General features: G+C 66.1%; 9 protein-coding genes. 8 read left to right on the top strand and 1 reads right to left on the bottom strand.

The features are described 5' to 3' along the window. Window positions 1-856 precede the first annotated feature (856 nt). The 8 genes from nrfD (at window position 857) to C2L80_RS11365 (ending at window position 11,236) form a co-directional block, all read left to right on the top strand. Complete coding sequence (gene nrfD / locus C2L80_RS11330; RefSeq protein ID WP_157941075.1) at window positions 857-1,783, top strand: NrfD/PsrC family molybdoenzyme membrane anchor subunit; 927 nt, start codon at window positions 857-859, stop codon at window positions 1,781-1,783. Window positions 1,784-1,803: 20 nt separating this feature from the next. Then, the gene (locus tag C2L80_RS11335) at window positions 1,804-2,205 is read left to right on the top strand and encodes a GntR family transcriptional regulator (protein WP_224758934.1); all 402 of its coding nucleotides are present in this window, start codon (window positions 1,804-1,806) and stop codon (window positions 2,203-2,205) included. Next, window positions 2,192-3,160 (top strand): SPFH domain-containing protein, encoded by a 969-nt coding sequence (locus C2L80_RS11340; RefSeq protein WP_239938948.1) that lies wholly within the window; start codon window positions 2,192-2,194, stop codon window positions 3,158-3,160. The genes C2L80_RS11335 and C2L80_RS11340 overlap by 14 nt, the downstream gene beginning before the upstream one ends. Before the next feature lie 1,700 nt (window positions 3,161-4,860). Then, entirely contained in the window at window positions 4,861-5,634 is a 774-nt protein-coding gene (locus C2L80_RS11345) for a DmsC/YnfH family molybdoenzyme membrane anchor subunit (protein ID WP_129589952.1), read from the top strand. A gap of 19 nt (window positions 5,635-5,653) precedes the next feature. Then, the gene (locus C2L80_RS11350; protein WP_239938950.1) at window positions 5,654-8,266 is read left to right on the top strand and encodes a molybdopterin-dependent oxidoreductase; all 2,613 of its coding nucleotides are present in this window, start codon (window positions 5,654-5,656) and stop codon (window positions 8,264-8,266) included. Between the two features lie 24 nt (window positions 8,267-8,290). After that, window positions 8,291-8,869, top strand: coding sequence for a 4Fe-4S dicluster domain-containing protein (locus C2L80_RS11355; protein ID WP_103263227.1), 579 nt, complete (start codon window positions 8,291-8,293; stop codon window positions 8,867-8,869). A 172-nt stretch (window positions 8,870-9,041) separates the two neighbouring features. Continuing rightward, window positions 9,042-9,842: a TorD/DmsD family molecular chaperone gene (locus C2L80_RS11360; protein ID WP_103263228.1), complete on the top strand. Its 801-nt coding sequence runs from the start codon at window positions 9,042-9,044 to the stop codon at window positions 9,840-9,842. Window positions 9,843-9,865: 23 nt separating this feature from the next. Then, window positions 9,866-11,236, top strand: a complete 1,371-nt coding sequence (locus C2L80_RS11365; RefSeq protein WP_103263229.1) for a radical SAM protein — start codon at window positions 9,866-9,868, stop codon at window positions 11,234-11,236. On the opposite strand, the gene C2L80_RS11370 is transcribed toward C2L80_RS11365, so the two are convergent. Beyond that, a partial coding sequence (locus C2L80_RS11370; RefSeq protein WP_204600589.1) for a basic amino acid/polyamine antiporter occupies window positions 11,211-12,688 on the bottom strand: 1,478 nt, incomplete at its 5' end. The genes C2L80_RS11365 and C2L80_RS11370 overlap by 26 nt on opposite strands.

The raw sequence follows: 12,688 nt of genomic DNA on the forward strand, positions 1-12,688 counted from the left end.
CTCGGCCGCCTCGGTCAGGCTGAACCCCGCCGCGACGGCCTCCACGGCGAGCTCCCTGGTCTCCAACGGGTACATGCGGACTCCAATCCGGACACCGGAGTGTCCAACTTTTTGTCCGCACCCCCAAATGAGAGCAGAAGACGCCATTTGCGCTTCTGGAAGCACTTGTTTTGCCAGCAACGGTAAGATATGGAAAAAAGTTTTGCAATTTCTTACCGCAAGGTATAGGCTGGCCGGGTGGGAGGGGCGGACGGAGCGAACGGAGTGCCGTTTCGAGGAGCGCCGTTTCGCGGAGCAGCGTTTCGCATCCGCACGGTTCTTTTCGTTGTCGGGCTGATTGTCGTGCGACAAAATGGTATCCTGAACACCGTTGGGAGCGAGGCGACGGCGGCGAGCCGGGGCTTTCGCGGAATCGATTACCGCAGTGAGGCGGTAGCTTTCGCGGAATCGGCCGCTGCAGCGGGATCGGCGGTCTGCGCAAGACCGGCTTCCGCGGCGTTTCCACCGACGCGCCGCGCACATGGCGGCGCTGGCGGGGCTCTCGCGCTTGCACGGGCGGCGCTGGCGCGACGCTCGCGGTTGTACGGGCGCGATGGCGCGGCGCAGCGGCGGCGGCGACGTGCGCCGGTGGACGGCACCCGCGGTCGCGTCGGCGCGGGACATGGCAGCGATGGCGCGACGTGCGCGCTTGCGCAGGTGGCGAATCTCGGCGCAGCGGCGGCAACGGCGCGCGTCAGCGGACAGCGCCTGTGGTCGCGCTGACACAGGCCGCGGCGGCGATGCGCGTCGCCTCGGCGCGGTCGCGCCGAGGCGGGCGACGTTTGCGCAGACGGCATCGGCGAGAGAGGGGCGAGGGATGACGTTCGGCGAGCTCATCGTGTGGTACCTGTTCCTCGGCGGGGCGGCCGCCGGAAGCTTCGCGGTGCTTTCGGCCGTCGACCTCTACACGGCCTTCTCCCGTTCGCGCCGCGAGCGCCTTGCGCGGGCGGCGTCCGGATGCGCGGGCCGCCGCTTCCGTCCGGAGACGCAGCGGCGCGTCGTGGCGACGGGCTATGCGATCGCCTTCGCGATGCTCGTCGTCGGCATGCTGTGCCTTTTGGCCGACCTTGGCCGTCCAGAGGCGTTCTACCTGCTGTTCCTGCATCCGACCGGCAGCTTCGTCTCCATCGGCACCTTCGCCCTCACGCTGTTCGCGGCGTGTTTGACCCTCGCGCTTGCCGAGTCCGTGCTGGTGTTGGGGCCGGCGTGGGAGCGGGCGGCGCTGGCGGCGAAGGTGATCGGCGAGGTGCTGGCGATCGCCGTGATGGTGTACACGGGGCTTTTGCTGGAGAGCGTCATCGCGGTGGACCTGTGGCGCTCCGCGTGGCTGCCCGTGCTTTTCTTGCTGTCGGCGCTGTCGTGCGGATGCGCGGTGGCCCTGATCAGCGTCTGCCTGTGCGAAAGCCGCGCGGGATCGCTCCCCTGGTTTCGCGGGCTTTCCCTTGCCGACGCGGCGATCGTCGTCCTCGAGGCGTTGGCGGTAATCATGTGCGCGATCACGGTGAACGCCGCAAGCGCCGACAGGCCGTTCGACGCGTTGCTGTCGGGCGATCAAGCCTGGGTGTTTTGGTTGGGGTTCGCGGGATGCGGTATACTGATGCCATTGGCTATCGAAACGTCCGCGCTGCTCGCCCGGCGCAACCATGCAAGCGGCATCGTCGCCGCCATGGCGGTGCTCGTCCTTGTCGGCGGCTTCAGCCTGCGGTTCGTGCTCGTGAACGCCGGCGTTCAAACCGCGGTCTGAAGGAAGCGACGGCATCGATTGTGGCGAAGGAAACACCGACATTCTCATTTTGCGACCAGAGCGACCTGCCGTTGTGGGTTCAGCTGCGCGACCGCATGGAGTTCTTGATCAACTCGGGGTTCTACGAACCGGGCGAGAAGCTTCCCACCGTGCGCAAGTACGCCGCCGACCTGCACATCGCCTACAACACGGTGAGCAAGGCGTACATGGGGCTGGAGCGCGACGGCTACGTGACGACGGTGCGCGGCAGCGGCGTGTTCGTGAACGACCTGGACTCGCTTCCCCGCGAGGGCGACCGGGTGGACGCGCTGGTCGAGGAGTTCGTCAAGAGCTGCCTCAAGGAGGGCATGACGTACGACGATGTTCCCAAGCTGGTGTCCAAGCACGTTCGAAGGATGAAGAGGAGCCATGAGGAGAAGTGACAGGATGCGCGGCGGGCGCGACGAGCGCGACTCGTACCGCCGCTCGGAGATGGAGTTCGGCGTGGCCGCCGACGCCTACCGGTCCGACCCCAGCAGGAAGGCCACGCGCAACGGCGCCGTGATGGTGACGGTGATCTTGGCGCTGGCGGCGTTCTTGGCGGTGCTGGGGGCGTGGTACGCGCTGACGGGACGCTTGAGCCTCGCGGCCATCGCCGTGGCGCTTGTCGTGGGGCTGGCGGTGCTGTCGTCGGTGCATGTGTGCCTGGAGTGGGAGCGCGCGGTGATCATGCGGCTCGGGCGGTTCAGCCGCTTGGCGGGGCCGGGCATCTTCTTCAGCATCCCGCTCATCGAGTTCTGCACGCTGCGGGTGGACCAACGCACCATCGCCACGCCGTTCGGCGCGGAGGAGGCGCTCACGAGCGACCTCGTGCCGCTCGACGTGGACGCCGTGCTGTTCTGGATGATCTGGGATCCGGAGAAGGCGTGCACGGAGGTGGAGGACTGCCGCTTCGCCGTGGCGCTGACCGCGCAGACGGCGCTGCGCGACGCCATCGGGCGCGCGTCGGTGTCGAACGTGGTGATGCGCCGCCACCAGCTTGATCAGGAGCTTCAGGAGGCTGTGGAGGCGAAGGTGACCGACTGGGGCATCACGGTGCTGTCGGTGGAGATCCGCGACATCATCATCCCGAAGGAGCTGCAGGGCGTGATGTCGCTCGAGGCGCAGGCCGAATGCCGCAAGAACGCGCGCATCGCGCTCATGGAGGCCGAGCGCGACGTGTCGGCCATCCTGCAGGAGGTGGCGGAGACGTACTCGCACGACGACATCGCGCTGTCGCTGCGCAAGATGCACCTCACCTACGAGGGCATGCAGGACAACGGCAGCTCCCTCGTGGTGCCGAGCGCTTACAGCGAGGGGTTTGCGAAGGAGCCGGGGAAGGAGGCTTCCGAGCGCTAGGCGCGCGGCGGACGCGGGCGGGTTCGCGAGGGGCGTGCGGCGTGCGGGTCGTGGGCGGTGCGCGGCGTGCATGCGAGTGGGTGCTGGCCGCGTGCCGCTCGGGCTTGCCGCCGCTTGCCGTTCGATGCGGCTGCCGTGCGACGCCTGGGGCTGCGTGCGATTCGAAGCCGCCGCTTGCGAGGATGCGCTTTCGGTTGCAATGGGGTGGAGAAGGGGGAGAGGGATGGCGCAGCCGAGGCGGTGAGCGATGCAGGGCTGGGATTCCGGACCTCGGGAGATCCGGCGGCTTCGGGATCGGAGCGGGGCCGTTCGGCGCTGCTGATCGGCGGTCTTCTCGAGGGTCGCTCCGACCCTCGATCTGGATGGAGGGGAGGCGAAGGGGCCGTCCCGGGAAGGCGGCTCGAACTGCAGCGGGGAAGAAGCGCCTCCTCCGTTTTCGGCTTCGCGCGCAATCGTCTCCGAGATGCTTCGCAAGGATGCTGCGAGGGTCCGTTTCGCAACGCGCCTTCGGGAACCCAGCGCGGCCTCTGCTCTGCGAGGGCGCTTCCGAGAGTGCGGCGAGGCTCCGCGCCGCGAACGAATGTTTCACGTGAAACATTTTTCAGCGAGCAAAGCGGAGGGCGGCGGGACCGCAAGAGCAAAGCGGGCGAGGGGGAGGGGCAAGGCAAGGCTTCCTATGTGCGTACAAATGTTTCACGTGAAACATCCGGTGCAGGTAGGGTGAGATGCGATGGTGCAGGCAGGGCCGGGCGCGGTGGTGCAGGTAGGGCGAGATGCGGTGGTGCGGCTTCAAGCGTCCTGACGGATTGGGCGAAACTCGGGTTCGGAGAGCGAGCACGAACCAAAGGTGCGACATTCCAACTTGGAGGGCGAGCGTGAGCCGAAGGAGCGGCATTTCGGCTCGCAGAGCAGAGTGTGAACTGGAGGAGCGGAATTCGGGTTCGAAGGGCAGAATGCAAGCCGGGAGGCGAGATTTGAATCCGGAGAGCGAGAGCAAACCCAAGGAGTGTGATTCGAATCCAGGGAGTGGAACGCGAACCGGAGGAGCGGAACGCGAGCCCGGGGAGCGGAATCCGAATCCGAGAAGCGCGATTCAAACTCGAAAAACGCGATTCGGGCTCGGAGGACGGAATGTGAACCCTGAGAGCGAGATCCCGATTCGGAGAGCGGGGCGCGACCTCGGGGGATGGAATGCGTTCTCGGAGGGCGGGGCGCGACCTCCGAGGGCGAGGTGCGGCCTCGAAGAGCGGGGAGGGTCCGTCGTGCAGCTTTCGTCCGAGCATGAAAGACCCGCCGCGCGGCTTTCGTTCAAGCGTGAAAGGCCCGCCGTGCGGCTCTCACTCGAATGCGAAAGGCCGTCCTGCCTGACGAGGGCGAGGGCGCGGAGATGCTCGACGGTTGCGCAGCCCCCTCTCGAACGCAAGAGGGCCGTCCCGCTCCCTCAATCTATCCTCAAAATAGTATAACCCAATCAAAAAATTGTCGTGCGACACTCTTGATTGTCGCACGACAATTTTGCCATAATAGGCGATGGAGGGATCGGCCGAATTCCCACAGAGCATGCGTCCGAGCATGCGCGTACGTCTGCGCAAGGCGTCGCCGCGCACGCTCTGACGCTCCGATGGCGCGCGCTGAGGAGGCGCGCCGCAAAGCGAGCGCTTGCCCGAAGAGGCGGGCGCGCGGGAAGAGGAGGCTTGGATATGGGGCTTGAATCCCTGTATGTGTTCACCATGTTGGGGGGCGTGGCCGCAGGCGCGTATGCGTTCGAAACGGGGCTGCGGCGTCGGCGCGAAGGCGGGCGCCCGTGGCTAGTTCCCCTCGTGGTCGTTATCCTGTTCGCTGCGGGAATCGTGGCGGCCGCTACGCACGTGCACAGCATTCCGCGGGCGATCCAGTCGGTGGTTGGCGGGACGGTCAACTTCGGTTCCGGCATGATCCGCGAGGTCTTGGTCGCGGGGTGCTTCATGGTGCTGGCCGCGATCGACCTCGTCGTCACGTTCGTGCGCAAGGACAGCCCGTACGGACTGCGCGTCGCGGGGGCGGTCGTCGGCGTGGTCTGCATGGTCATGATGGGCGTGGCCTACACCGACGTGTACGGTATCGCGGTGTGGTGCGACGCACCGGCGACGATCCTCACGTTTCTGGCCGGGGACCTGGCCATGGGTCTGGCGCTGTTCGCCGTGCTCGGCTCGGAGGACTACGACGGCGCGGTGCTGCGCATCGTCTCCTTCGTCGTGAACGCAGCGCTCGCCGTGGGCCTTGTGCTGGAGGCCGTCGCGTTTTCCAGCGAGGGCTTCGACCCTGCGAGCCAGATTGCGGCGCTCGTCATCGCGCCGATCGCCTCTGCGGCGCTCGTGGCGCTCTCGCCGAGGATCGCGAACAAGCGCGCCGTCGCTGTCGCCATCTGCGTCGCGGCGATCGTCGGCGTGGGCATCTCGCGCTACGCGTTCTACGCAACCTGCACGGTGGCCTAGGGAAGCAAGGGGGAATATCGTGAGCATCGAATCGAAGAACATATCGCGCCGCGGCTTTCTCGGAGCCGCCGCCGCGGTGGCGGCGGGCGCTGCCGCCCTGTCGGCGACGGGGTGCTCCGCGGAAGCGAGCCTCGACGCCGCTGACAAGCACGAGCTGCCCACCGATCCGGCCGACGGCGGCACATGGGTTGCCGCTGCGTGCTGGCACAACTGCGGCGGGCGCTGCATGAACAAGGTGATGGTGAAGGACGGCGCGGTCATCCGCCAGAAGACGGACGACACGCACGAGGACAGCCCGGACTACCCGCAGCAGCGCGGCTGCGTGCGCGGCAAGGCCCAACAGCAGCAGTGCTTCGGCGCGGACCGCATCCTGTACCCGCTCAAGCGCAAGGGCTGGCAGCCCGGCGGCGGCGAGAATTCCAACGGCCAGATGCGCGGCAGGGACGAGTGGGAGCGCATCAGCTGGGACGAGGCCATCGAGCTGGCATGCCAAGAGATCAAGCGCATCAGCGATGAATACGGCCCCACTGGTTTCTACTGCAAGTCGCCGGACGCCACCATCAATGTGATGTGCGGCTGCGTGCGCGGCTGGGATACGACGTCGCACGGCACGTACACGTTGGGCTGCGACATGATCGGCCTTCCCTCGACCGATTGCGGCAAGGCGAACGACCGCTTCGATCTTCCGAACGCCGACTACATCATCATGTATTCGTCGAATCCCACGTGGTCGGCTGCCGGCACTCCCACATACTATTTCATCCAAGCCAAGGAATCGGGCACGAAATTCGTTACCGTCGACCCGTTGTACAACGCGACCGCGCAGATCCTCGATGCCGACTGGATCCCAGTGCGCAACGGCACCGATATGGCGTTCATGCTGGCCACAGCTTATGAGATGCTTCGCCTCGATGAAGAAGAAGGCGATATCGTCGATTGGGACTTCCTGCATACGTACACCGTGGGCTTCGACGCCGAAAGCATGCCCGAAGATGCGAAACTCGACGAGAATCTGAAAGACTACATCCTCGGTGCGTACGACGGCACGCCGAAGACGCCCGAATGGGCCGAGTCTATCTGCGGCGTTCCTCCTGAGCAGGTCACCGAATTCGCGCGCATCCTTGGCAAGAACAACAAGACCATGCTCCTGCATAATTACGGCATGGTGCGCTGCAACGGATCCGAAATGATCCCCCAGATGCTCATGGCGCTGGGAGCGATGGGCGGGCACATGGGAAAGTCGGGCCATGCGTGCGGAGGCAACTACCACGCCAATGCGGGAAACTACGGCCCCAATCTGGTGACTGCGGGAAGCGCCAAAACGCCGAAAACGAAGAACCCCTGTTCGACGGGCGTGCGACAGCCGCAGCTTTACGACATCATCCTGAACGGCGGCGGTTCGTTCTACGACGTGTCGAACTCGTACGGGAGCTTCCACGAGCCCATCCCCACGACGCTTGGCCCTATCAAAGGCATCTTCCATGTGACGGACGCCACGCTGCAAACCTCGCTTCATCAGAAGGCGGGCATCGAAGCTCATCGGGCCGTCGATTTCGTGCTCACGCGTGCCCAGTTCATGACGACGAACGCGCTCTATTCGGACATCATCCTTCCCGTCACTACCGAATGGGAGCGCGTCGGATCGGTGACGTCTTGCAATCGCGAGTTCGTGTACTGCTATTCACAGGTGACCGAGCCGCTCGGAGAGGCCAAGACCGATCAGGAGATCGGCACGCTGCTTCTTGAGGGGATGGGGATGGATCCGGCGCTTGCGTACAACACCTCCGAGAAACAGCAGTTCTTCGAGCAGATCGCCGGATGCAAGGTCATGGGAGACGACGGCACGATGGGTCCGCTCGTCACCATCACCGACGCCGACATCTCCGAATGGGGAGTGGAGGGCACGGCGCAAGAGGGCATCGTTTCGCTGGCCGATTTCATCGAGAACGGCGGGTATCAGTTCGAGCGCACGCCCGACGACGGCCACGGCTTCATCGGCTATGAGGACTTCGTCTCCGATCCCGTTGCCAACCCGCTTTCCAGTGCGAGCGGCAAGCTCGAGATCTACTGCCAGGCGCGCTACGACCTCATGGCGTCGTTCGAATACGACGGCATCGAGCAGTTCAAGCCGTATCCCACCTACGTCACGCCGTGCGTGGGGTACGAATCCACGTTCAAAGACGGCGCGATCGGCGGGGAGAAGGGCGAGTATCCCTACATCATGTACAACCCGCATTACCTGCGCCGTTCCCACAGCGTGTTCGACAACTGCCCGTGGCTGCGTGAGACGTGGGCGAATCCGGTGTTTTTGAACCGCAAGGATGCGGAAGAAAAGGGCATCGCGGAGGGTGACACGGTGCTCATCAGCACACCTGCGGGCCAGGGTCTGCGCGTTGCGGCGGTCATGGACATCCTCATGCCGGGCGTTGTCGGCGTTCCTCACGGCGCGTGGGTCGACGTTGACGAGGAGACAGGGATCGACCGGGCGGGATCCGATAATTACCTGATCGGTGCCGAATACGGCGGCATGGGCGTGTCGGGTTACAACAACCAGATCTGCAACGTCGAGAAATATACCGGAGAGAGCCTGAAGCCCGATTGCGAGCTGCCTCCCCGCTGGAGCGAGAACTAGGGCCGCGGACAAGGAGATGAGACCATGAGCGTTGGATTCTATTTGGACCAGGACCGCTGTGCGGGATGCCGCGCATGCCAGGTCGCGTGCAAAGATAAGAACCGCCTTGAAGTGGGCATCTTGTATCGCGAGGCCCATACCTATTCGGTGGGGGAATTTCCGACCGTGAAAGCATACAGCTATTCTGCCAGCTGCAACCACTGCGAAGATCCCATTTGCCTGAAGAACTGCCCCACGGGGGCCATCTACAAGGCCGAGGACGGGACGGTCATCCAAGATCAGGGCAAGTGCATCGGGTGCCGCATGTGCGTGATGTCGTGCCCGTACGGCCACCCGAAGTTCTTCCCGGAGCAGGGCGTGTCCGGCAAGTGCGACGGGTGCTACGGCCTGCGCCAAAGCGGCGGGGAGCCGGCGTGCGTGGCCGGGTGCCCGAACCGGGCGCTCAAGTTCGGCGACGTCGACGAGCTGCGTGCCGAATTCGGCGGCGACCTGGACGAGGGGCGCATCGCCGTTCTGCCCTCGCCGGAGGAGACGCGTCCGAACATCCTCATCAAGACGAAGGAATGCGCCTTCGATGAGGGATATCGGGAGGTCAACTGGTAGCAGCCGCGTCCGGTTGGGCCGCCGCGCCGCAGCGAGCGCGTGCGCGGCGGCCCTCCGGCGGCGTCGGTGCGTCGGACGGGGCGGTTCAGCGTCGTTGTGGCGGCGTTGTGCAGGGCGGTTCGGTGGTGTCGCGGAGGCGTCTGACGCGACGGCCATGATGGAAGGGGGCTTCATGGAGAAGCGCGAGAGCGGGTGCGGGCAGGAGCGCGAACGGGAGCGCGGGCGCGAATGCGAGGCGGCGATGGCGCTCGCCCGCCGCGCGTACCTGTACAACCTGTTGCACGTGGTGTTCGGAGGCGCGCCTTCGCGCGAGGGCGTCGCGGCGATGTTCGGCGAGCAGGGGCGGGACGTGCTCGAGGCCGTGCGGGACGAGCTGGGGCGCGACGGGTTCCAGCAGGTCGCCCGCCATCAGGTGGGCTCGAGCGGGCGCAGCGCGGCCGCGTGCATGGACGAGGCGTGCGCGTGCGTGCGCAAGAGCGCCGCGTCGGTCGGGGACGAGGCGTTCATCGAGACGCTGGCCTCGGATTACGCGAAGCTGTTCCAGGTGCCGGGGGCGTCCTACGTGCATCCGTGGGAGTCGCCGTACGTGGGCAAGGAGTCGATGGTGTTCCAGGAAAGCACGCTCGACGTGCGCTCGTTCTACCACGAGGCGGGCTTCAAGCTGCGCGCGGAAAAGCATTTCCCCGACGACCACATCGCTGCTATGATGGACTACCTGGGGCGCACGAGCCAGCGCGCGTACGAGGCGTACGCCGACGGGCGCGACGGCGAGGTGCGCCAGACGCTGGCCGTGCAGGGGCGCTTTCTGGACAAGCACCTGCTGACGTGGGTCGATGCGTTCGCCAGCGCGGTCATCCAGAAGGATGGGCGGGCGTTTTACGCCGCGTTCGCCGGGGCCTTGGCCGCGTTCGCGCGCATGGACCGCGCGGCGGCGGCGCGGCTGGAGGAGGAGTTGGCCGCGCAGGAGGGCTGAGGGCTTTGCGGGAAGGGGCACAAGTGGATCTTCGGGAGTACGCGGAGGCGTTCGACGAGGCGGAACGCGATTTCGAGGCCGCAGTGGAGAAGTTCGGCGTGCCCTTCGAGCGCAAGGAGAGCGCGCCGCGCGAGGAGCGCGCCCGCGTGGCCGCCGCGTGCGGGTGCCGCTGCGAGAACGGCGGCTTCTCGCTGTGGCGCAACTGGCTGTCGCCGGCGTGCGCGGCATGCCGCACCGGCGAGGAAACGGCGACGTTCTTCATCGACCTGAAATGCACGAAGAGCTGCTATTTCTGCTTCAATCCCAATCAGGATCATTACGACTATTTCCGCACCCACAAGCGCGATATCGTGCGCGAGCTGGAGCGGGCGCACGACGCGGGCGCGCGGTTCCGCTGCTTGGCAATCACCGGCGGCGAGCCGATGCTCCACCCCGACGAGGTGGAGGCGTTCTTGCGGCGCGCGGGCGAGCTGTACCCCGGCGCGCACACGCGCCTGTACACGAGCGGTGACTTGTTGGACGAGGCGGGGCTGCGCGCGCTGGCCGACGCGGGGCTTGCCGAGATCCGCTTCAGCGTGAAGCCGCCCGATGCCGACGACGGGCAGGAGCGGGTGTACGCGCTGATGGAGCGCGCGGCGGCCGTGCTGCCCGACGTGGTGGTGGAGGTGCCCGTGATCCCCGGGTCGCGCGCCTGGATGGAGGAGCTGCTGCGGCGCTCGGACGCCGCGGGCGCGCGCGGCGTGAACCTGCTGGAGTTCTGCTTCCCTTTGCACAACGGCGCGGAATTCGCGAAACGCGGCTTCAAGCTGCGGAAACGCCCTTTCAAGTACCTCTACGACTACTGGTATGGCGGCGGCGTGCCCGTGGCGGGCAGCGAGGCCGAGGCGCTGGCGCTCATGGAGTTCGCCAGCCGCGAGGGGCTGCACCTGGGCGTGCATTACTGCAGTTCGGACAACAAGAACACGGGGCAGATCTTTCAGCAGAACAAGGCGTTCTTCGCCGACGCCGACTTGCGCGCTGCGCATCCGTGGATGAGCCAAGACGAGGGCGATCGGTTCCTGAAATGCGCGAAGGCGTTCGGCGAGGACGCGCGGCGCGCGCGGGAGTGGGCCGCGCGGGCCGGCGTGCCGTGCGGCTTTGACGTGGAGGTGCGAAGCGCCGCTTTGCCGCTCGCGTGCGCGGACGCGCTCGCGCGGGCGTGCCCCGGCATCAAGCTGGCCGAGAGCGCGAGCGTGGTGGAGCGGCAGGAGCCGGAGGCGGGGCCGGCGCGCGAGACGGAGGCGGCGGAAGCGGGGCCGCAAGCAGGGGCGAGGCCGGGGCACGCCCCTGCGCACCCCGGCCTCTACCTGCGGGAAGTGGCCGTCACGCCTAAAGCTTCACGTGACCGAACGTGATGATGGAGTAGACGGCGCCGGCGACGCCGAGGGCCAGCACCACGGCGAGGATGATCTTGTCCGACCGCTTCGCGAACAGCTTCTCCTGCGGGTTGTGCTGCCGCACGCCCACGATGTAGAGCGGGATGCCCACGGCGTAGACGATGCACGCCACCATGAGGTAGTTCAACCCGGCTGCGTAGATGAGCCACAGCCCGTAGAGCGAGCCCGCCGCGCCCGTGAACACCGCCATGCCGCGGCTGGCGAAGATGCCCTTCGGGTAGTCCTTCCGATACGCGATCTTGAACAGGAACAACGTGCAGAACAGATAGCACGGCAGCGCCATGACGCTCGTGATGCTGATCATGGTGGTCCACGCGTCGCTGCCGATGAAGAACGAAGCGACGAGGACCGCTTGGATGATGATGGTCGTCCAGAGCAGCGCCGTGGAGGGCGAGCCCTGCTTGTTCTCCTTCGCGAACGCCTTGGGGAAGATGCCGCTGTTCGACGCGGCGAGCGGCATCTCGCCGAGCATGAGCATCCACACGAGCCACGAGCTCAAAACCGAGACGATGACGCCGACGTTCACCATGATCTCGCCCCAGCTTCCGAACTTGTCCAGCATGATGGCGGCCATCGACGGGTCGGCCAGGTTGCCGATCTCCTCCTGCGAGTACACGCCGAGCGGCAGAAGCGACACGACGATGTAGAGCGCCAGCGTGACGAGGAAGCCGATGGTGGTGGCCTTGCGCACCGCGGCCTGCGACTTCGCCTTTCCCGACACCACCACGGCGCCCTCGATGCCGAGGAACAGCCACAGCGTGACGAGCATGGTGGCCTGCACCTGCGGCATGACGTTGTCGAAGCTCAGCGAGAGGTCGACGGTGCCGTTCATGCCCCAGAAGCCCTCGAGGAACACGGAGAGCTTGAACACGATGGCGACGGCCAAGATGAAAATGGCCACCGGCAGAAGCTTGCCGATGGTGCCGATGATGTTGAGGAAGCTCGTGGACTTCGCGCCGCGCAGGGCGAGCGCGTACATGATCCACGTGATGACGGACCCGCCGATGATGGACGGGATGTTGTTGCCGCCCGCGAAATCCGGCACGAAGTAGTTGAGGGTGGACATCACCAGCACGGCGTACGCCACGAGCGCGAAGCAGTTGCAGATCCAGTACCCGTAGGCCACGAAGAAGCCGATGAGCTTGCCGAAGCCCTTCTCGGCGTACGTGTACAGGCCGTTGGTGAGCTCCGGGCGCGCGGCCGACAGGATGCGGAACGTGTTGGCGATGAACCAGATGCCCACGCCGGTGATGACCCACGCGATGATGATGGCGCCCGCGGAGGCGTCGGCGGCCATGTTCTGCGGCAGGTTGTAGATGCCGCCGCCGATCATGGCGCTGATGACGATGCCCACGAGCCCGATGAGGCCGACCTTCTTGGCGTCGTCGGGGGATGCGGCGGGTTTGGAGG

It is taken from the genome of Rubneribacter badeniensis (assembly GCF_002899695.1).
Taxonomy (GTDB): Bacteria; Actinomycetota; Coriobacteriia; order Coriobacteriales; family Eggerthellaceae; genus Rubneribacter; species Rubneribacter badeniensis.